We start from the raw sequence: 19,398 nt of genomic DNA on the forward strand, positions 1-19,398 counted from the left end.
TGATACCAATGAAAACACTCGACCTCGACGTCCTGGCGATGATCGTCGCCGTGGCGGATACCGGCAACATCAGCCGCGCGGCGGAAGTGGTGCACCGCTCGCAGTCGGCCGTGAGCATGCAGATCAAGACCCTGGAAGGCGCGCTCGGCAAGCCGCTGTTCGTGCGTGGCCCGCGCAGCGTGACGCCGACACAGGACGGCGAGGTCCTGCTCACCTACGCCCGGCGCATGCTGGCCTTGCGCGACGAGGCGTGGGCCGCGGTCGTGCGGCCGGACATCACGGGCCGCGTGGTCATCGGCGTGCCGGACGACTACGCGTCGTCGCTGTTTCCGCCGATTCTGAAAAAATTCTCGGCGACGTATCCGAAGGTGCAGATCCAGGTCGTGGGCCTGCCGAGCGTGGCGCTGGCGCCGATGGTGAAGGATGGCTCGGTGGACCTCGTGTGCGCGACGCGCGTGAAGGGGCTGTCCGGCGAGTTCGTCCGGTTCGAGCCGATGGTGTGGGCCGCGACGCCGAGCAGCCGCGACCTCTGGCGCGAGCGGCCGCTGCCCATTGCCGTGTTCCTGCCCGGCAGCGTGGCGCGCGAAAACGCGATCCGCAGCCTGGAAAAGGCGAAGATTCCCTACCGGACGTCGTACGAGAGCCCCAGCCTGATGGGCCTGCTCAGCATGGTCGAGGCGGGCCTCGCCGTGGCCCCGCTCGCGCGCTGCGCCGTGCCCGCGCACCTGAGCCTGCTCGGCCAGGCACAGGGCCTGCCGGAAATCGACCCGCTCGAAGTCATCCTCGCGCGCAGCACCAAGTCGAAGCGGCCGCCGTGCGACTTCCTGGCCGAGAAAATCATGTCGGAGCTGCGGCGCTGACCGGCCGTCAGCGGGCCGCGACCTTGTCGATCCCGCCCGGTTCCCATCCGCCCCCGAGCGCCTTGTAGGCCGCCACGGCCGCCCGCGCCACGTCCGTCTGGGCCTGCGCGCGCGCATCGGCCGTGCGCAGCAGCGTGTCGTCCGCGCGCAGGACCTCGATCAGGCTCGCGGCGCCCCGCCGGTAGGCCGCGAACGACGCCGCGCGCGAACGGGCGAGCGCCTCCTCGCCGCGCACGAGGACGGCCGTTTGTTGCGTGCGGTTGGCCAGCGCCGAGAACGCGTTCTCGACGTCTTCCGTCGCGTGCAGTACGGCGAGGCGGTAGGCGGCGAGCGACTCCGCTTCGCGCCCCTTGGCCTGGGCGATCTGCGCGTCGATGCGGCCGAAGTCGAACAGGCGCCAGCGCACGCCGAGCAGGGCGGCGCCCTCGCCGGCACCGCTGCCGAACAAATGGCCGGCGGACAAGGTCGTCGCGCTGCCGAGCAGGGCGCCCAGCGACACGTGCGGATAGTATTCCGCCATCGCCGCGCCGATGCGCGCATTGCCCGCGGCCACGCGCCGCTCCGCCGCGATCAGGTCGGGCCGGCGCTGCAGCAGGTCGGCGGGCGTGCCCATCGTGCCGATGGCCGGCACGGCCGGGATGGAGACAGGCGCGCGCAACTCGGCGCGGTGCGTGCCGGGTGGTGTGCCCAGCATGACGTCCAGCGCGTTCGACGCCGCATCGAGCGCGGCCTGTAGCGCGGGCACGGCCGCTTCGGCCTGCGCCAGTTCTCCCTCCGTCTGGTCGACCTGGTATGCGGGCGCCACGCCCTTGTCGTGCAGCAGCCTGACCTTGGCGAGCAGGTCGCGGCGCGTGGCGACCTGCTGCTGCGCGATGCCGAGGCGGGCCTGCAGGCCGCGGATGCCGATGTAGATGTCCGCCGTCTGGGCGGCGACGGCGAGCCGGGCCGCGACGAAGTCCGCCTCGGATGCCTGGTAGTCGGCACCCGCCGCTTCGCGCCCGCGGCGCAGGCCGCCGAACAGGTCGATCTCCCAGCTGGCGGCCGCGTTCACGTCGTAGGCGGTGCCCCAGCGTTCGTAGCCCGGTGTCGCACCGAGGACCCGGCCCAGCGGCGTCTCCACCGACTGGTACGCGCGTGTGGCGGATCCATTGACCGTGCCGGACGGCAGCAGCGCCGCGTCGGCCGCGTGCAGGCCGGCGCGGGCCTGGGCGACGCGCGCGGCGGCCTGTGCGAGGTCGAGGTTGCTTGCCAGGGCCTGCGCGACGTAGCGCGCCAGTTGCGGGTCGCCGAAGCTACCCCACCAGGCGGTCAGGTCGGCGGCCCGGCCTTGCACGGTGACGGGTTGGCCGAGGTAACGGTCAGGGACGGGCGCATCCGGCCGCCGGTAATCGGGGCCGACGGCGCAGCCCGTTGCCGCGACGGCGACGACGGCGGCCGCGAGCAGGCGAATCGTGATCATGGTGTATCCTCGTGTTTTGTGACTAGTGACTATAATACTTATTGGTCACACTTTGTCAAACGTTTCTTCAACGCGTTAAGCTATCGCCATGAACACGACAATCACTTCTTCTTCCCCGAGCAGGGGCCCGCTGGATCACGACGTACGCACGCAGATCGTCGACGCCGCGACGGATTACTTCACCCGCTACGGCTATACCAAGACGACCGTGTCCGACCTGGCCAAGGCGATCGGTTTTTCCAAGGCCTATATCTACAAGTTTTTCGATTCCAAACAGGCGATCGGCGAAGTCATCTGCGCCAACCGCCTGGGCGAGATGATGCGCGCCGTCGATGCCGCGGTCGCCGCAGGGACCAGCGCATCCGACCGCTTCCGTCGCATGTTCCGGGCATTCGTCGACGTGGGCACGACGCTGTTCTTCGAGGACCGCAAGCTGTACGACATTGCCGCGACGGGCGCCAGCGAGGCTTGGCCGTCGGTGCAGGCCTACGAGCGCTATATCGAGGAGCTCATTGCGAAAATCGTCCGCGAAGGGCGCGAGGCGGGCGAATTCGAACGCAAGACGCCTCTGGACGAGACGGCGAACGCGATCTGCCTCGTCATGAAGCCGTACATCAATCCGCTGCTGCTGCAATACAACCTGGACGGGGCGCAGGACGCCACGGTGCGCCTGTCCAACCTCGTGCTCAGGAGCCTGGCCCCGTAAAAAATATCGGTTGTGACCATTGACTTATTTGGTCACTAGTAGAAAAATGGGGACTTTCTTACCAAAGGGAGCTCCCATGTCCATTCGCTCACGCGGCGCCCGCGCCCTGTATCTGCTGCCGATTGTCCTGGCGGCGTGCGGCGACAAGCCCGCCGCCGATGCCCGCACGGCGGCGCCCCTCGTCGAGACCGTTCTCGTCCAGGGCGCACCGGCCACCGCCCGTTCATTCACCGGCGTCGTCGGCGCCCGCGTCCAGAGCGACCTGGGCTTTCGCGTGCCGGGCAAGGTGGTGCAGCGCCTCGTCGACGTCGGCCAGGCCGTCCACCGCGGCCAGCCCCTGATGCGCATCGATCCCGTCGACCTCGGCCTGCAGGCGCGTGCGCAGGCCGGGGCCGTCACGGCCGCCCGCGCCCGCGCGCGCCAGGCGGCCGACGACGAGGCCCGCTACCGCGACCTCGTTGCGGCAGGCGCGGTGTCGGCCTCCTCGTACGAGCAGCTGAAGGCCGCCGCGGACTCGGCGAAAGCGCAGCTGAGCGCGGCCGAGGCGCAGTACGACGTCGCCCGCAACGCGGCCGGCTATGCGCTGCTCGTGGCGGACGCGGACGGCGTCGTCGTCGACACGCTGGCGGAGCCGGGCCAGGTCGTCGGCGCGGGCCAGACCGTCGTGCGCCTCGCGCACGCGGGACCGCGCGAGGCGGTCGTCCACTTGCCCGAGACGATGCGGCCCCGGCCCGGATCGCAGGCGCAGGCCACGCTGTATGGCGGACAGGCTGCCGGCGTGGCCCGCCTGCGGCAGCTCGCGGACGCCGCCGACCGCCTCACGCGCACGTACGAGGCGAAATACGTCCTCGACGGGCCGCTGGCGGACGCGCCGCTCGGCGCCACCGTCACCTTGCGCCTGGACGGTGAACGTGGTGGCGACAGTGACGGCAAGGTCGGCGCGCTGCAGGTCCCGGCCGCGGCCGTCCTGGACGCCGGCAAGGGCAGCGGCGTCTGGACCGTCGCGGGCGATCCCGCCAAGGTGACGTGGCGCCGCGTCGACGTGCTCGCGATCGGCGACGACATGGCGCGCGTGACGGGCCAGTTAAAGCCCGGCGAGCGCGTGGTCGCGCTGGGTGCCCATCTGCTGCACGAAGGCGACACCGTGCGCGTCGATCGCGTGCCGGGCCGGCTTGCCGCCGCAACCGTGTCGCAAACCGCGCCACAAACCGCGCCACACTTCGCGCCACACTTCGCGCCGGGAGCCGCACGATGAGCCGCTTCAACCTGTCCGCGCTGGCCGTGCGCGAGCGGTCGGTCACGCTGTTCCTCATCCTGCTCGTCTCGCTGGCCGGCGTGCTGGCGTTCCTGAAGCTGGGCCGCGCGGAAGACCCGCCGTTCACGGTGAAGCAGCTCACGGTGATCACGGCCTGGCCCGGCGCCACCGCCCAGGAAATGCAGGACCAGGTGGCGGAACCGCTCGAAAAGCGCATGCAGGAACTCCGCTACTACGACCGCACGGACACCTATACCCGTCCGGGCCTCGCGTTCACGACGGTCACGCTGCAGGACAGCACGCCGCCCGCCGACGTGCCCGACCAGTTCTACCAGGCGCGCAAGAAGCTGCAGGACGCGCAGGCTTCGCTCCCGGGCGGCGTCATCGGCCCGATGGTCAACGACGAATTCTCCGACGTCACGTTCGCCCTGTACGCCCTGAAGGCGCGCGGCAAACCGTCACGCCTGCTGGTGCGCGATGCCGAAACCCTGCGCCAGCGCCTGCTGCACGTTGCCGGCGTCAAGAAGGTCAACATCATCGGCGAACAGGCCGAACGCATCTTCGTGTCGTTCTCGCACGACCGCCTCGCCACGCTGGGCATCGCCCCGCAGGACATCTTCGCGGCCCTCAATGCGCGCAACGTGCTGACGCCCGCCGGTTCGATCGACACGAAGGGCGCGCAAGTCTTCGTCCGCCTGGACGGCGCCTACGACGAGCTGCAAAAGATCCGCGACACGCCGGTCGTCAGCCAGGGCCGCACCTTGAAGCTGTCCGACATCGCGACGGTCGAACGCGGCTACGAGGATCCCGCCACCTTCCTGATACGTAACAACGGCGAACCGGCGCTGCTGCTGGGCGTGGTGATGCGCGACGGCTGGAATGGCCTCGACCTGGGCAAGGCGCTCGATGCCGAAGTCGGGTCCATCAACAAGGACGTCCCGCTGGGCATGAGTCTCGCCAAGGTGACCGACCAGGCCGTGAACATCAGCGGCGCCGTCGATGAATTCATGGTCAAGTTCTTCGTCGCGCTCCTCGTCGTGATGGTTGTCTGTTTCCTCAGCATGGGCTGGCGCGTGGGACTCGTCGTCGCCACGGCCGTGCCGCTGACCCTGGCGGCCGTCTTCATCGTGATGGCCGCGACGGGCAAGAACTTCGACCGCATCACCCTCGGCTCCCTGATCCTCGCGCTCGGCCTGCTCGTCGACGACGCCATCATCGCCATCGAAATGATGGTCGTGAAGATGGAAGAGGGCTACGACCGCGTGCAGGCGTCCGCGTACGCCTGGAGCCATACGGCGGCCCCGATGTTGTCCGGCACGCTCATCACGGCCATCGGCTTCATGCCGAATGGCTTCGCGAAATCGACGGCCGGCGAATACACGAGCAACATGTTCTGGATCGTGGGCATTGCCCTCGTCACGTCGTGGATCGTCGCCGTCGTGTTCACACCCTACCTGGGCGTCAAACTCCTGCCGGCGATTCCGAAGATCGAAGGCGGTCATCACGCCATCTATGACACGCCGAACTACAACCGGTTCCGGCGGCTGCTGGGCACCGTGATCCGGCGCAAATGGCTGGTCGCGCTGATCGTGATCGGCACCTTCGTGCTGGCCGGCGCCGGCATGGCCGTCGTCAAGAAGCAGTTCTTCCCGACGTCCGACCGGCCGGAAGTGCTGGTCGAGGTGCAGATGCCCTACGGGACCGCGATCGGGCAGACGTCCGCCGCCGCCGCGAAGATCGAGGCGTGGCTGGCGAAGCAGAAGGAAGCGCACACCGTCACCGCGTACATCGGGCAGGGCGCACCGCGCTTCTACCTGGCGATGGCGCCGGAGCTGCCCGATCCGTCGTTCGCCAAGATCGTGATCCGCACCGACAATGAACAGGAACGCGAAGCGCTCAAGCTGCGCCTGCGCGGCGCCATCGCCGACGGCCTGGCGCCGGAGGCCCGGGTGCGCGTCACGCAGCTGGTGTTCGGCCCGTACTCGCCGTATCCGGTCGCGTTCCGCCTGTCCGGCCCCGACCCGGACACGCTGCGCGCCAGCGCCGCGAAGGTGGAAGCCATCCTGCGCGCGAGCCCGCAGATGCGCACCGTGAACACGGACTGGGGTACGCGCGTGCCGACCCTGCATTTCACCCTGGACCAGGACCGCCTGCAGGCCGTCGGCCTGACGTCGGCCGCCGTGGCGCAGCAGCTGCAGTTCCTGTTGAGCGGCGTGCCCGTCACGGCGGTGCGCGAGGACATCCGTTCGGTGCAGGTCGTCGCCCGCGCGGCCGGCGACGTGCGCCTCGACCCGGCGCGGATCAATGCCTTCACGCTCGTCGGCGCGGCCGGACAGCGGATCCCGTTGTCGCAGGTCGGCACGGTCGACGTCCGGCCGGAAGAACCGGTGCTGCGCCGGCGCGACCGCGTGCCGACCATCACCATCCGCGGCGACATCGCGGAGGGCCTGCAGCCGCCGGACGTGTCGCTGGCCATGCAGCAGGCGCTGCAACCCGTCGTGGCGGCGCTGCCGTCCGGGTACAAGCTCGCCATGGCCGGGTCGATCGAGGAGGCCGGCAAGGCGAATGCCGCGCTGCTGCCGCTGTTCCCCATCATGCTCGCGTTCACGCTATTGATCATCGTGTTCCAGGTGCGCTCGATCGCGTCGATGGTGATGGTATTCCTGACCAGTCCGCTGGGCCTGATCGGCGTGGTGCCGACGCTGATCCTGTTCCGCCAGCCGTTCGGCATCAATGCGCTCGTGGGCCTGGTCGCGCTGTCCGGCATCCTGATGCGCAACACGCTGATCCTGATCGGGCAGATCGACCACAACCGCGCGGAGGGACTGAATCCGTTCGACGCCGTCGTCGAGGCGACGGTGCAGCGCGCGCGCCCCGTCATCCTGACGGCGCTGGCGGCGATGCTGGCCTTCATTCCGCTGACGCACTCCGTGTTCTGGGGCACGCTCGCCTACACGCTGATCGGCGGCACGTTCGCGGGCACGGTCATGACGCTCGTGTTCCTGCCCGCGATGTACGCCATCTGGTTCCGGATCGTTCCGGCGTCCGAGCCCGCGCCGGCACTGGCCGAGGCGGCGCCGGCCTGAGGCCCAGCAAAAAGCCCGGGCGGGCCTTGCGGCACCGCCCGGGCTGGCGTCGGTCGTGACCGGAATCAGAACTGGTTCATCGTGTTGTGCTTGCCGCCGGCCTTCAGCGCCGCTTCGCCGCTGAAGTATTCCTTGTGGTCGTCGCCGATGTCCGAACCGGACATGTTCTGGTGCTTGACGCAGGCGATGCCCTGGCGGATTTCCTTGCGCTGCACGCCGGCCACGTAGCCCAGCATGCCCTGGTTGCCGAAGTAGTCCTTGGCCAGGTTGTCCGTGGACAGGGCGGCCGTGTGGTAGGTCGGCAGCGTGATCAGGTGGTGGAAGATGCCCGCTTCGCGCGCCGCGTCGGCCTGGAACGTGCGGATGCGCTCGTCGGCGACCTTCGCCAGGATCGAGTCGTCGTACTCGGCGCTCATCAGGTGGGCGCGGTCGTAGGCCGACACGTCTTCGCCGCGGGACTTCATGCCGTCGTACACCTGCTGGCGGAAGTTCAGCGTCCAGTTGAACGACGGGCTGTTGTTGTACACCAGCTTCGCGTTCGGGATGACCTTGCGGATTTCCTTGACCATGCCGCCGATCTGGCCGATGTGCGGTTTCTCGGTCTCGATCCACAGCAGGTCGGCGCCGTTCTGCAGCGACGTGATGCAGTCGAGGACGCAGCGCGCTTCGCCCGTGCCTTCGCGGAACTGGAACAGGTTGCTCGCCAGGCGTTTCGGGCGCAGCAGCTTGCCGTTACGCTGGATCACGACGTCGCCGTTCTTCAGTTCGGCCGCCGCGATTTCTTCCGCGTCCAGGAAGCTGTTGTACTGGTCGCCCAGGTCGCCCGGCTCATGGGTGACGGCGATCTGCTTGGTCAGGCCGGCGCCCAGCGAGTCGGTACGGGCGACGATCACGCCGTCGTCCACGCCCAGCTCGAGGAACGCGTAGCGCACGGCGCGGATCTTCGCGAGGAAGTCCTCGTGCGGGACCGTGACCTTGCCGTCCTGGTGGCCGCACTGTTTTTCGTCCGACACCTGGTTTTCCAGCTGGATGCAGCAGGCGCCCGCTTCGATCATCTGCTTGGCCAGCAGGTACGTCGCTTCCGCGTTGCCGAAGCCGGCGTCGATGTCGGCGATGATGGGCACGACGTGCGTGACGAAGTTGTCGATCTTGTCCTGGAGCGCGGCCCTGGCGGCGCCTTCGGCCGCGTCCAGCTGGCGGAACAGGCCGCCCAGTTCACGGGCGTCGGCCTGGCGCAGGAACGTGTACAGCTCCTTGATCAGGGCGGGGACGGCGGTCTTTTCGTGCATCGACTGGTCCGGCAGCGGGCCGAATTCCGAACGCAGCGCGGCGATCATCCAGCCCGACAGGTAGAGGTAGCGGCGGTCGGTGCTGTTGAAATGCTTCTTGATCGAGATCAGCTTCTGCTGGCCGATGAAACCGTGCCAGCAACCCAGCGACTGCGTGTACTTGGACGGATCGGCATCGTAGTTCGCCATGTCGCGGCGCATGATCGCGGCCGTGTAGCGGGCGATGTCGAGGCCGGTCTTGAAGCGGTTCTGCGCACGCATGCGGGCGGCGGATTCCGGATTGATGGCGTCCCAGCCGCTGCCGTAGCGCTGCTTGAGGGTGGCGATGGCCTGGATATCGTTTTGGTACTCGGACATGTCGAACTCCATGAAAAGTGAATCGAAAGTGGTGAAGCGCATGGGTTCATCATAAGAGATCCAAGTGTCTAAATCTTCTGTCTTATATAAGACATAAAACTAAAATTAAACGCTAGAATTCAATGAGTTATCTCAAGCATTCCGCAATGCGGCAAAGAATTTTGCGGAATGGGATATTCATTCCACTTGCTGAAAGGTTGAGATTTCATATCGTGGAAAGCTATTCAGCCGAGTGAAAAATTCGGGGTCAGAGCACATTTCGAATTCAATTCGGGGTCAGAGCCTGACCCTTCCCCTCAAATTTTCACTACCTGCACCAGATTGATCAGTGTAAGTCGGGCGAGCTGGAAGGCGTGGCGATCCAACGGAGGTCGTACGCAATCGGCCAAATAATGACGTGCCAGGGTTAGTATTGAGAGCGTGGGCCCCGACTTCTTCGTGTTGCCGTAATTGATGTGGTAGCCAGCGCTTGCCGCCGCCAAGCCGATCAGCCAGAGGGCATAGCTGATCAATGCTCCGAGCATCAAGAGTACTTCCAGACGTTGGGGCGCGCGCGTCTGGCTCTCTGATAATGCCGTTCCCCATTGAGCATTTTTTAAATCCCGGAAGGTCTGCTCGATCTGCATCCGGCCAGCGTAGATCTCCACTACCTGTTTCGCACTCAACGCTTCCAGGTCCGGGGAGACGGCGAGTAACCACGGTTCAACTTGAGCAGCCCTGTTTTTCTTGCTATTGGAGCTCGTCGTCTTCTTGCCGAAGCTGGTGCGATGATGGCGCCCTTGAGGTGCCTTTTTGTACAGCACCAGCTGACATGGCGTCGCGTTGGAGCGTGCGTACTCAAAACGGCCAAGACAGCGTGGCTTTGCTGTCGCTCCGGCATACCAGGTCTTGCAGCCGTCCCATTGTCCGGATCCTTCGGCACATACCATGTCACGGTTCCGGATGCGCCCAACCCACGAAATGTGCATTCCCGTGGCCAGCTTGAACCACGTTGCCCGGAACCCGGCATCAGTGACCAGTATCGGCTGGCATTGATCGGGCAATAGCGAACATAACGTCTCGAGGAAGCGGCGGTGTACCTTCGAAGATCCCAGGTCGCATTCCGCATGCACCTCTTCGTAAAGAACCAAGGCACGTCCCTTGACGGTGACTGCGGCGCGCAAGAGATGCAAGCTTCCGTCAGGCACCAAATCGGACCAGTCGACACTAATGGCAATGTGCCGATGACCAGCCAGGACGGCTTCGTCCAGAGCACGAAAAATCGTTAGCCGCTCAGCCGGCAAATGACGATTACTCAGCAGACGATCACAGCACTTGATGCGATGACGAATGCTCGTCTTCGTGTCTAGACAGCGCCCCATCTTGACGACACCAAGCCCGCCGATTCTGCCGGCCTCTGCCACTTTCGCTATACAGTCGCGGCGCTTGGCATGGATCTCGGGACACTTCGTGTCCAATAGATTTTGTATGATGCGGTGTGCGTGCATGGTTGCTTCTCCTTCGCAGTTTGGACGCTACGAAAGAGAGGGCTAACACAGCCATGCATGCACCAGCTTTTTTCACCGGAAGCTAACAGCAACCCCGTCCACCTACAAGAAAAATATGTGGGGAAGGGTCAGGGTCAGAGCCCATTTCTGATCAATTTCTACATGCATTGTTGGTGCTTGCGGGCAGCGCGTCGAGTCGCGTCGACGTTTCGGTGGCTGTGGGGAGAGATCATTCGCGGCCAGAGCGTAGAGTTGCCGCAAGAACTGTGCACCGAAATGTGCTCTGACCCCGAATTTGAGAAATGGCCGGACATTCAGCCGGGAACGCAGGGACAAAAAAAAGCCCGCTGGTTGGCGGGCTTGAATCTATTTTCTTGGAGGAAGATAGAGGAGACAGGAAGCATTATGCTGCGATGCACAAAAACCGTCCAATGATGTTTCGTGATGACTGTCATCCGCCAGGCGCATGACTGCGCATGCGCGACGGTCAGAGGTGGTAGTGACCGGCGCGTTCCGGCTGGTAGATCACCTCGACGACTTCCACGCCGAGCGTCCGGCCGTCCGGGTGGGTCCACTCGATGCGGTCGCCTTCCGCCAGGCCCAGCAGGGCGCTGCCGACGGGCGACAGTACGGAGACCGTGTCGTCGCCCTCGCCGATTTCCTTCGGATAGACGAGCGTCTTGCACCACTCGCTGTCCTTGCCGTCCAGGCGGAAGCGGACGGTGGAACGCATGGTCACGACGCGGGGCGGCATGTCCCAGGGCGCGACGACGTCGGCGCGCGCGAGTTCATCGGATAGCGCGTCGCGCGCGGCCGCCTGGGCCAGCGGGAGCCGGTCCAGCATCAGGTCGATGCGGTCGAGGTCGAGCGTCGAAATGGTGATGGCGGGATACATGGCGGTCCTCCTTCAGTCGACATGGAGCAGCAGCCAGCCGAGCGGCAGGCAGACGGCGAGGGCGAGGCCGATGCGCTGGCGCAGGCGCTTGCGGTGCGCGATCAGGTCGTTGATGGCCCGGATGCTGGGCGGGCGGCGGAACAGCGAAGGTCGATCGAGTTTCATAATAAGTCTCTTGATGTCCTGGACAGGAATGGGGCATGGCCGCCCGATGCGGGTCGGGCGGATCGTTATGTTCTGTGGAGCCCGGCCAACGGCTGTGCCGCCGCCGAGCTTAATGAAGCCGGGCGAGAACGCGCGGCAGGGCGTAATCGAGCAGGCGCAGGCAGGCCGCCGTCGCGCGGACGGGGGCGTGGGGCTGTCGGCAAATCGGGAACTTCTCGTGAGCCATTGCGCTGCTATGTCACAAAGATCGATGGTTCATTGTACATCCGGTTGGGGCAACGTGGCGCGCCGATAGGCGTGGCCAGGCGCCGGTCCCATGCGTCGATAAACGAAGTAAGATGCAGGATTGTTGATACACCGTGTAATGAATGGAGCCTTCGATGAGCCGCCAGTTCGACGACATCCTGCTCGGCAGCATCGAGCTGTTCTGCTCCGCCGCGGAACTGGGCAGCTTCACGGCGGCGGCCACTGCGGCGGCCGTCACGCCGGCCGCCGTCAGCCGGGCCGTGTCGCGCCTGGAAGCGCGCCTCGGCGTGCGCCTGTTCGTGCGCACCACGCGCACCCTGCACCTGACGGAAGCGGGCCGCGAATATTTCGACCAGTGCCGCCAGGCGCTGGCCCAGCTGGTCGAGGCCGAGCGCGCCGTCACGGGCCGCCAGAGCGCCCCGTCCGGCCTGCTGCGCATCAGCATGCCCACGCCGTACGGCCATTACCGCGTGCTGCCGATCCTTCCCGAATTCACGCGCCGCCATCCCGACGTGAAGGTCGACTTCCACCTCAGTAACCGCAATGTCGATTTCGGCGACGAGGGTTTCGATCTCGCGATCCGGGGCCGCGCGCCGGCCGACTCGACGATGATCGCGCGGCCGCTGGAAGACGCGGAACTGGTCGTCGTCGCCGCGCCCGACTACCTGAAGCGCATGGGCACGCCGAAGACACCCGACGCGCTGCCCGGCCACAACTGCATCCAGTTCGCGCTGCCCAGCACGGGCCGCAACATCCCGTGGCTGTTCCGCGTGAACGGCGCGGACGTCGAACTGCCGACGGCAGGCCTGTACTGCTGCGCCGAGGACATCCTGGGCGCCGTCACGCTGGCGCGCGCGGGCGGCGGCCTGTTCCAGACCTACCGCTTCATCGCCGACGCCGACCTGAAGGCCGGCCGCCTCGTCGAGGTGCTGCCCGGGTTCGGCGGCCGGTCCAGGCCGTTTTGCCTGATCTACCCACATAACCGGCACGTGGCGGCGCGGGTACGCGCGTTCGTCGATTTCCTCGTGGAGCATTTGCGCGAACCCCCGCGATTCATTACATGATGTATCGATTGTCTTGCTGTAACCCATCTTTTTCCGGCCGCGGCCTGTTCATATAGTTGTCTCCATGGACGACGCATCCGCGCCGTCGACAACCCGGAGAACAGCATGAACGCAGCAGTCCATCACCCTCGTACCGTCGTCATCACCGGCGCCTCCAGCGGCATCGGCCTCGCCCTGGCGAAGGCATACATCGACCGCGGCGACAACGTCGTCGGCAACGCCCGCGGCGCGGCCCGCCTGGATGCCGCGGCGGCCCAACTGGGCAACCCGGCCAACTTCGTCGGCGTCGCCGGCGACATCGCCGACCCGGCCACGGCGCAAGCCCTGTTCGACACGGCGATCGCGCGCTTCGGCCAGGTCGACGTCCTGATCAACAATGCCGGCATTTTCAACGCGAAGCCGTTCCACACCTACACGCCGGACGAAGTCGACCGCCTCGTCGACACCAACCTGAAAGGCTTCTTCTATCCGTCGCAACGGGCCGCCGCACACATGGCCGCGAACGGCAGCGGCCACATCGTGAACATCACGGCGGGCATTGCGGTGCAGCCGAACGTGAAGGTCCCGGCCGTGCTGCCGGTGCTCGTGAAGGGTGGCCTGAACAGCGCGACGCGCGCGCTGGCGATCGAACTCGCGGCGAGCGGCGTGAAAGTGTCGGCCGTGGCGCCGGGGATCATCGAGACCCCGCTGCACGGGGACTACGAAGGCACGCGGGCCTTCTATAACACGCTGGCGCCGAGCGGCACGACCGGCACGACGGACGACGTCGTCGACGCGGTGCTGTACCTGACGGACGCGCGCTTCACGAGCGGCGTCGTGCTGAGCGTGGACGGTGGCGCCTCCGCCGGCACGTGGTAAGGCGGCCATCATGCCCTACATCCTCATCCAGGTGACCGACGAAGGGGTCACGAAGGAACAGAAGGCGGCCCTGATCGCGGGCGCGACCGACCTGATGGTGAACGTGTTGAACAAGGATCCGGAAACGACGTTCGTCGTCATCGACGAAGTGAATACCGATAACTGGGGCCACGGCGGCGAAGTCGTGACGAAGCGCCGCCAGCGCGCGGCGGACGGGCGCAAGGCCTGAAGCCATGGACGACCAGCGCGCCATCGTCGCCGTCCTCGGCGATTACTTCAAGGGCCTGTACACGGGGGACACGGCGCTGCTGCGCGCCGTGTTCCACCCGGACGCCACGCTGTTCGCGGAGCGGAGCGGGCAGCCGTACCACAAGCGCCTGGACGACTACCTGGACGGCGTGGCGGCGCGGGCGTCGCCCGCGGCGCTGGGGGAGCCGTACCGCATGCAGGTGCTGGCGATCGACGTCACCCACGACATCGCGATGGCCCGCGTGCACGTGCCGGCGCTCGGGTTCGACTACGTGAATTACCTGTCGCTCGTGCGCTGGCACGGGCGCTGGATGATCGTCAACAAGGTGTTTACGGATGTGCGGGTTAGCGGGTGACCGTCAGCGCGACGACGATGCCCAGGATGGCGAGCAGGACAATCCAGCACAGGCGCCGCAGGCCTTTGTACCTGCGCAGCTGGACGTTGAGGACGCTTTCGGCGATGGCTTGCAGGATCACGTCACCCGCCATGGGTTTCTCCGGTGGTATGCTGGTCGGCATATATTGACAGATGCGGCAAGTCGTTGCAACCGGGCAGCAACGCATCCATCCAAAGACGGAGTCGTATTCGCGGGCGCGGGTGTAGATTCGGGCAATCCGTTTCAACCATCAAGGAGTCATCATGGCTACACCCGACCTGAACCTCGCCAACGTCCGCGCCGCCGCGCCCGCGGACGGCCTCGACCGCACGGTGCGCACCGCGGGCCGCGTGCTCGTCGGCGTGCTGTTCCTGTGGGCCGGTATCGACAAGGTGCAGGGCTGGCAGGGCGCGCTGCAGGAAGTGGTGGCCGGCGGCCTGCCGGCGCCGACACTCCTGCTGGCGCTGACCATCCTGCTGCAGGTGGCCGGCGGCGCCGCGATCATCGCGGGGCGGCTGTTGAAACCCGCGTGCTGGGCGCTGGCCGGGTTTACGGCGCTGGCGACCGTGCTGTATCACGGCTTCTGGCACGCGACCGGTGCCGCGCGCCATGCGGAACTGATTCCGTTCATGGAGCACGTGTGCATCGTGGGCGGCCTGCTCGTCGTGTCGACGCTGGAACCCAGGCGCCGTTGATCAGCCGCCGACCGGGTTGCGCCACACGACCCGGTTCCTGCCTTCCTGCTTGGCGCGGTACAGGTGTTCGTCCGCCGCCTCGAACAATTCGGCCGCGCTCTCCGGCCCATGGCCGCCGAGCGTCGCGCCGCCCACGCTGACCGTCAGCACCGGCGCGACCTGCGACGCCGCATGCGGCATTTCCAGCGCGGCGATCGCCGCGCAGATCTCGTCCACCACATGGCGCGCCTGGACGATGTCCGTGTCCGGCAGCAGCAGCACCAGTTCCTCGCCGCCGTAGCGCGCCGCCAGGTCGGCCGGGCGGCGCAGGCCGGTCGCCGCCGTGCGCGCGATGGCGCGCAGCGCGCGGTCGCCGGCCGGGTGGCCGTAGTAGTCGTTGTACTGCTTGAAGGCGTCGATGTCGAGCAGGGCCAGCGACAGCGGCCAGCCATTGCGCTGGGCGCGCTGCCATTCCTGCGCGTACAGCTCGTCGAAGCGGCGCCGGTTCGCCAGTTCCGTCAGGCCGTCCACGTGCGCCAGGCGTTCCAGCATGCGGCGCTGGCGCACGAGCTGCAGGTGCATGGCCACGCGCGCCATCACGACGGTGGCGTTGAACGGCTTGGCGATGTAGTCGGCGGCGCCCAGCTTGAGGCCGTTCGCCTCGTCTTCCGGGCTGTCCAGGCCGGAGATGAAGATCACGGCGATCTGCTCCGTCTGCGGATCGGCGCGCAGCCGGCGCAGCACTTCGTAGCCGTCCAGGTCCGGCATCATCACGTCGAGCAGGATCAGGTCCGGCGCGTGGCGCGTGGCCCGTTCCAGCGCCTGTTCGCCGTTCTTCGCCAGCAGCACCGTGTATTCCGGCTTGAGCAGCTCGGCCAGTACCTGGCGGTTGATCACGTCGTCGTCGGCGATCAGGACTTTTTGCGGTTCCACGTTCACGATGCGGCCTCCACGCGGCTGTCGATGGCGTGCTCCAGCAACTCGAGATGGACCAGCGCGCGCTCGTATTCGATCTCGTCGACGGCCGCGCGGATGGCCGCCAGCGGCGCCGCGTGGCGCGGGTCGGCCAGCGCGGCCTGCACTTCGGCCAGCGCGTCCTCGGCACGCGCGTCATCGGTCTCCAGGAAGCCGCGCAGGCGCGCCAGCAGGGCGCCCGCATCCAGGCCGGTGACGGCCGGCGCCTGGACGGCGTCGATGCGCGCGAGGCCGGACAGCACGCTGTCCAGCGCGACGATCAGGTCCGGCGCGAGCACCGGCACCCGGTCGATACGGCCGGCGCGGAGTTCCTGCTCCAGGCTGCCCGCAAGCGTGGCCAGCGGCATGGCGCCGATGTAGGCCGCGCCGGATTTCAGGTTGTGCGACAGGGACTGCAGCGGCGCGTAGTCGCCGTGCGCCAGCGCGTCGCGCATCGCCTGCGGCGCCTGCACGTACTCGCGCAGGAAGCTGGCGATGCGGCGACGCAGGCGCTGCTGCTGGCCGCCGGCGTTGGCCAGCGCGCGGTTCCAGTCGATGCCGCGCACGAGCGGCAGCGCCGTCGGCGCGGAGGCGGGCACCGGGACTGGCGCTGCGGCCTGCGGCGCGGTGCGGCCCTGCAGGCGGGCCGGCGCGATCCACTTGACGAGCGTGCGCAGCAGCAGGTCCGGGTCGATCGGCTTGACGACGTGGTCGTTCATGCCGGCGGCCAGGCTCTTTTCGCGGTCGCCGGCCATGGCATGCGCCGTCATCGCGACGACCGGCACGTCGGCACAGCCGGGCAGGGCGCGGATCGCGCGGGTGGCCGTGTAGCCGTCCATCCCGTGCATCTGGATGTCCATCAGCACGAGGTCGTAGTCGCCCCCCTTCGCCATGCGCACGGCTTCCTGGCCGCCCGTGGCGACGTCGATCCGCATGCGCGCCACGGCCAGGAAGTCGAGCGCCACCTCGCGGTTGTTGGCGTTGTCGTCGACGAGCAGGATGCGCGCGCCGGCCAGGCGGTCGGCGTCCGGACGGTGGTCGGCGGGCGCGGGCGGCTTGTCCGCCGGCGCGGCCAGGTCGGGGCGCAGCACCTGCAGCAGGCTGTCGTACAGCAGCGCCGGGCCGACGGGCTTGGTGAGGAAACCGTGCAGCGGCAGGTCGCCTTCCTGCTGCAGCACGCCTTCGCGCGTGCAGGCGCTGACCATCAGGATCGCGGGCGGCGCCGCGAAGCGGGTGTCGGCGCGGATGCGGCGGATCGTCTCCACGCCGTCCCAGCCCGGCATCATGTAATCCATCAGCACGACCTGGTACGGGCTGCCTTCCTGCACGGCCTGCGCCAGCCGCGCCAGCGAGTCCTCGCCCGACGCGACGGCGTCCGCATGGATGCCGAAGCCGTCCAGCATCTCGACGAGCGCGTCGCGCGCGCCCGCGCTGTCGTCGACGACCATCACGCGCATGCGCTGCAGTTCCGCGCCCGGCGTGGTCGCGGCCGCGGCGTCGGCGTCGGCGATGCCCAGCGGGACCGTGAACGTGAAGCGGCTGCCGACGCCCGGCGTGCTGGTGACGGCGATCGTGCCGCCCATCAGTTCGACGAGCTGCTTCGAGATCGACAGGCCCAGGCCCGTGCCGCCGTACTTGCGGGTGATGGAGTTGTCGGCCTGCGTGAACGACTGGAACAGGCGCGCGATCTGGTCGGCGTCCATGCCGATGCCGGTGTCGCTGACGGAGAAGCGCAGCACCACGCGGTCCGCCTCGCGTTCGACGACGTCGACGGCGACGACGATCTCGCCGTCCTCGGTGAACTTGACGGCGTTGTTGGTCAGGTTGATCAGCACCTGGCCCAGGCGCAGCGGATCGCCCACGAGGCGGCCCGGCACGCCGCGCGGCACGCAGAACACGAGTTCGACGCGGCGCGCATCCGTCTTGATGGCGGCGATGCTGGCGAGGTGCTCGAGCATGTCGTCGAGGTCGAACGGCACCTTGTCGAGCGTCATGCGGCCGGCCTCGATCTTGGAAAAGTCGAGGATGTCGTTGATGATGCCCAGCAGGTGCTCGCCCGCGCCGAGGATCTTGCCGAGGTAGTTGCGCTGCTTTGGATTCGGATCGGCCATCAGCGCGAGGCGGCTCATGCCGATGATCGCGTTCATCGGCGTGCGGATCTCGTGGCTCATGTTGGCCAGGAATTCCGATTTCATGCGGGTCGCCGCTTCCGCGCGGACCATCGCGTCCTGGATGCTCTTGGTGCGCAGGCCCAGGATGCGCATGAACACGAGCATGTCGAACGTGCCGCCGAACTGCGTCGAATTCAGCGTCCAGTAGGTGGCGTCCATGCCGCCCTTGATCACCTGCGCCTGGACGACGGAACTCATGAAGCTCGCGGCCCAGCCGACGAGGAAGTAGATGCCGACCGTGTCGCCGCGGCGCGCGCGGTTGAACGCGCCGGGGAGGCCCAGCAGCATCGGCATGATGCCCAGCGAGCCGACGACGGCGACCAGGGCCTCGTCGTGGATCAGGCCGAGCCCGAACGCGACCGCGGCGATCACGCACAGCACGGCGCCCGTCTGCATCAGGCGCGGGAACACGCGGTCGACGCCGGGCCGCGTCAGCGCGGAGCCGACGAACAGGTAGGCGCCGCACGACGTCATCAGGGAGATGATGCCGGTGGCGTTCGCGGTGGCCCACGCGCTGGCGCCCCACAGGTATTCGGCGCCGAGGCCCCACCACGCGATGTTGTACAGCGCCAGGCCGCCGATCAGCAGCGAGTACTTGGCGAACAGGCTCTCGCGCAGGTTGGCCCATTGCGCGAGGCTGTACAGCAGCAGGCACAGGAACAGGCCCGTGAGGATGCCCTGCACGAGGCGGTCGCGCAGCGCTTCCTCGTAGAACACGCCGGGCTTGGCGAAGCTGATCGGGAGGATCTTCGGACCGTTGGCCTCCACGCGCAGCAGCACGTCGTAGCGCTGGCCCGGCTCCAGTTGCAGCAGGAAGGCCGGCACCGGGCCGCCGTGGAAGATCGACGGCCGTTCGCCCGTGCGTTCCGAGCCGGCCTGCGCATGGCGTTCGATGCGGCCGCCGCGCACGAGGTACATGTCGACGCGGTTCAGCAGCCCGAAATCGATCTTCAGCGTCCACGCGCCGTCGCTGCCGGGTGCCGGCTGCACGGGCACGCGCACCCAGACGACGCCTTTTTCCATGCCCAGCGTCGCGTACGCCGATTGCGGGACCGCGAAGCGCCCGGGCGCGGCGACGAGGTCGGCGACGTCGAGGCGGCCGGCGGGATCGCGCACGAGCGTGACGGCGGGCCATGCCTCGACGCGGGGCACGGCGTCGTCCAGCACGAGCGGCGCCGGGGCGGCATGGGCCACGTTCAGCAGGAACAACACGAACAGCGGCGCGAAGCGACGGAATACGGACATC

At 67.4% G+C, this 19,398-nt stretch carries 17 protein-coding genes; 9 read left to right on the plus strand and 8 right to left on the minus strand.

What is annotated here, in order from left to right; all coding sequences use genetic code 11:
• Nucleotides 1-8 precede the first annotated feature (8 nt).
• The gene (locus ACL58G_RS15640; protein WP_413344661.1) at nt 9-860 is read left to right on the plus strand and encodes a LysR substrate-binding domain-containing protein; all 852 of its coding nucleotides are present in this window, start codon (nt 9-11) and stop codon (nt 858-860) included.
• A gap of 7 nt (nt 861-867) precedes the next feature.
• Here the strand turns inward: ACL58G_RS15640 and ACL58G_RS15645 are convergent, their stop codons facing one another.
• Entirely contained in the window at nt 868-2,319 is a 1,452-nt protein-coding gene (locus tag ACL58G_RS15645; RefSeq protein WP_440967750.1) for an efflux transporter outer membrane subunit, read from the minus strand.
• A gap of 88 nt (nt 2,320-2,407) precedes the next feature.
• Between ACL58G_RS15645 and ACL58G_RS15650 the strand changes: the two genes are divergently transcribed.
• The 3 genes from ACL58G_RS15650 to ACL58G_RS15660 all read left to right on the plus strand — a co-directional run bounded on the left by ACL58G_RS15650 (nt 2,408) and on the right by ACL58G_RS15660 (nt 7,366).
• Nucleotides 2,408-3,025 carry a TetR/AcrR family transcriptional regulator gene (locus ACL58G_RS15650; protein ID WP_440967752.1) on the plus strand — a complete coding sequence of 206 codons (618 nt, stop codon included), beginning with the start codon at nt 2,408-2,410 and terminating at the stop codon, nt 3,023-3,025.
• Between the two features lie 76 nt (nt 3,026-3,101).
• Complete coding sequence (locus tag ACL58G_RS15655) at nt 3,102-4,280, plus strand: efflux RND transporter periplasmic adaptor subunit (protein ID WP_440967754.1); 1,179 nt, start codon at nt 3,102-3,104, stop codon at nt 4,278-4,280.
• Nucleotides 4,277-7,366, plus strand: coding sequence for an efflux RND transporter permease subunit (locus ACL58G_RS15660; protein ID WP_440967756.1), 3,090 nt, complete (start codon nt 4,277-4,279; stop codon nt 7,364-7,366). Before ACL58G_RS15655 ends, ACL58G_RS15660 begins: the two co-directional genes overlap by 4 nt.
• A 65-nt stretch (nt 7,367-7,431) precedes the next feature.
• On the opposite strand, the gene ACL58G_RS15665 is transcribed toward ACL58G_RS15660, so the two are convergent.
• The 4 genes from ACL58G_RS15665 to ACL58G_RS15680 all read right to left on the minus strand — a co-directional run bounded on the left by ACL58G_RS15665 (nt 7,432) and on the right by ACL58G_RS15680 (nt 11,559).
• The gene (locus tag ACL58G_RS15665) at nt 7,432-9,012 is read right to left on the minus strand and encodes an isocitrate lyase (RefSeq protein ID WP_440967757.1); all 1,581 of its coding nucleotides are present in this window, start codon (nt 9,010-9,012) and stop codon (nt 7,432-7,434) included.
• Between the two features lie 296 nt (nt 9,013-9,308).
• A complete protein-coding gene (locus ACL58G_RS15670) occupies nt 9,309-10,499 on the minus strand; it encodes an IS4 family transposase (protein ID WP_440967759.1) in 1,191 nt (396 codons plus the stop codon).
• A gap of 487 nt (nt 10,500-10,986) precedes the next feature.
• Nucleotides 10,987-11,394, minus strand: a complete 408-nt coding sequence (rnk, locus tag ACL58G_RS15675) for a nucleoside diphosphate kinase regulator (RefSeq protein ID WP_413342933.1) — start codon at nt 11,392-11,394, stop codon at nt 10,987-10,989.
• Between the two features lie 12 nt (nt 11,395-11,406).
• Nucleotides 11,407-11,559 carry a hypothetical protein gene (locus tag ACL58G_RS15680; RefSeq protein ID WP_413342934.1) on the minus strand — a complete coding sequence of 51 codons (153 nt, stop codon included), beginning with the start codon at nt 11,557-11,559 and terminating at the stop codon, nt 11,407-11,409.
• 380 nt (nt 11,560-11,939) lie between these two features.
• Here ACL58G_RS15680 and ACL58G_RS15685 point away from each other — a divergent pair, with 380 nt between their 5' ends.
• The 4 genes from ACL58G_RS15685 to ACL58G_RS15700 all read left to right on the plus strand — a co-directional run bounded on the left by ACL58G_RS15685 (nt 11,940) and on the right by ACL58G_RS15700 (nt 14,332).
• Nucleotides 11,940-12,869, plus strand: coding sequence for a LysR family transcriptional regulator (locus ACL58G_RS15685; protein ID WP_440967761.1), 930 nt, complete (start codon nt 11,940-11,942; stop codon nt 12,867-12,869).
• 105 nt (nt 12,870-12,974) lie between these two features.
• The gene (locus ACL58G_RS15690) at nt 12,975-13,727 is read left to right on the plus strand and encodes an SDR family NAD(P)-dependent oxidoreductase (RefSeq protein WP_440967763.1); all 753 of its coding nucleotides are present in this window, start codon (nt 12,975-12,977) and stop codon (nt 13,725-13,727) included.
• Nucleotides 13,728-13,737: 10 nt separating this feature from the next.
• A complete protein-coding gene (locus ACL58G_RS15695; RefSeq protein ID WP_440967765.1) occupies nt 13,738-13,956 on the plus strand; it encodes a tautomerase family protein in 219 nt (72 codons plus the stop codon).
• Nucleotides 13,957-13,960: 4 nt separating this feature from the next.
• Nucleotides 13,961-14,332 (plus strand): nuclear transport factor 2 family protein, encoded by a 372-nt coding sequence (locus ACL58G_RS15700; protein ID WP_440967767.1) that lies wholly within the window; start codon nt 13,961-13,963, stop codon nt 14,330-14,332.
• On the opposite strand, the gene ACL58G_RS15705 is transcribed toward ACL58G_RS15700, so the two are convergent.
• Complete coding sequence (locus ACL58G_RS15705; protein ID WP_413344841.1) at nt 14,322-14,465, minus strand: hypothetical protein; 144 nt, start codon at nt 14,463-14,465, stop codon at nt 14,322-14,324. The two genes, ACL58G_RS15700 and ACL58G_RS15705, sit on opposite strands and share 11 nt — an antisense overlap.
• A gap of 151 nt (nt 14,466-14,616) precedes the next feature.
• On the opposite strand from ACL58G_RS15705, the gene ACL58G_RS15710 reads away from it, so the two are divergent.
• Nucleotides 14,617-15,048, plus strand: coding sequence for a DoxX family protein (locus ACL58G_RS15710; protein ID WP_440967769.1), 432 nt, complete (start codon nt 14,617-14,619; stop codon nt 15,046-15,048).
• On the opposite strand, the gene ACL58G_RS15715 is transcribed toward ACL58G_RS15710, so the two are convergent.
• Nucleotides 15,049-15,966, minus strand: a complete 918-nt coding sequence (locus tag ACL58G_RS15715) for a diguanylate cyclase (protein ID WP_413384976.1) — start codon at nt 15,964-15,966, stop codon at nt 15,049-15,051.
• A complete protein-coding gene (locus tag ACL58G_RS15720; RefSeq protein WP_440967772.1) occupies nt 15,963-19,397 on the minus strand; it encodes a response regulator in 3,435 nt (1,144 codons plus the stop codon). Before ACL58G_RS15720 ends, ACL58G_RS15715 begins: the two co-directional genes overlap by 4 nt.
• Nucleotide 19,398: the final 1 nt, after the last annotated feature.

The organism is Massilia sp. GER05, assembly GCF_052056005.1.
GTDB classification, from domain to species: Bacteria; Pseudomonadota; Gammaproteobacteria; order Burkholderiales; family Burkholderiaceae_D; genus Telluria; species Telluria orientalis.

Excerpts from the sequence above, each read along its gene's own strand:
- ACL58G_RS15640 (WP_413344661.1), top strand. The coding sequence starts at position 9 with ATGAAAACACTCGACCTCGACGTCCTGGCGATGATCGTCGCCGTGGCG.
- ACL58G_RS15645 (WP_440967750.1), bottom strand. The coding sequence starts at position 2,319 with ATGATCACGATTCGCCTGCTCGCGGCCGCCGTCGTCGCCGTCGCGGCA.
- ACL58G_RS15650 (WP_440967752.1), top strand. The coding sequence starts at position 2,408 with ATGAACACGACAATCACTTCTTCTTCCCCGAGCAGGGGCCCGCTGGAT.
- ACL58G_RS15655 (WP_440967754.1), top strand. The coding sequence starts at position 3,102 with ATGTCCATTCGCTCACGCGGCGCCCGCGCCCTGTATCTGCTGCCGATT.
- ACL58G_RS15660 (WP_440967756.1), top strand. The coding sequence starts at position 4,277 with ATGAGCCGCTTCAACCTGTCCGCGCTGGCCGTGCGCGAGCGGTCGGTC.
- ACL58G_RS15665 (WP_440967757.1), bottom strand. The coding sequence starts at position 9,012 with ATGTCCGAGTACCAAAACGATATCCAGGCCATCGCCACCCTCAAGCAG.
- ACL58G_RS15670 (WP_440967759.1), bottom strand. The coding sequence starts at position 10,499 with ATGCACGCACACCGCATCATACAAAATCTATTGGACACGAAGTGTCCC.
- rnk (WP_413342933.1), bottom strand. The coding sequence starts at position 11,394 with ATGTATCCCGCCATCACCATTTCGACGCTCGACCTCGACCGCATCGAC.
- ACL58G_RS15680 (WP_413342934.1), bottom strand. The coding sequence starts at position 11,559 with ATGAAACTCGATCGACCTTCGCTGTTCCGCCGCCCGCCCAGCATCCGG.
- ACL58G_RS15685 (WP_440967761.1), top strand. The coding sequence starts at position 11,940 with ATGAGCCGCCAGTTCGACGACATCCTGCTCGGCAGCATCGAGCTGTTC.
- ACL58G_RS15690 (WP_440967763.1), top strand. The coding sequence starts at position 12,975 with ATGAACGCAGCAGTCCATCACCCTCGTACCGTCGTCATCACCGGCGCC.
- ACL58G_RS15695 (WP_440967765.1), top strand. The coding sequence starts at position 13,738 with ATGCCCTACATCCTCATCCAGGTGACCGACGAAGGGGTCACGAAGGAA.
- ACL58G_RS15700 (WP_440967767.1), top strand. The coding sequence starts at position 13,961 with ATGGACGACCAGCGCGCCATCGTCGCCGTCCTCGGCGATTACTTCAAG.
- ACL58G_RS15705 (WP_413344841.1), bottom strand. The coding sequence starts at position 14,465 with ATGGCGGGTGACGTGATCCTGCAAGCCATCGCCGAAAGCGTCCTCAAC.
- ACL58G_RS15710 (WP_440967769.1), top strand. The coding sequence starts at position 14,617 with ATGGCTACACCCGACCTGAACCTCGCCAACGTCCGCGCCGCCGCGCCC.
- ACL58G_RS15720 (WP_440967772.1), bottom strand. The coding sequence starts at position 19,397 with ATGTCCGTATTCCGTCGCTTCGCGCCGCTGTTCGTGTTGTTCCTGCTG.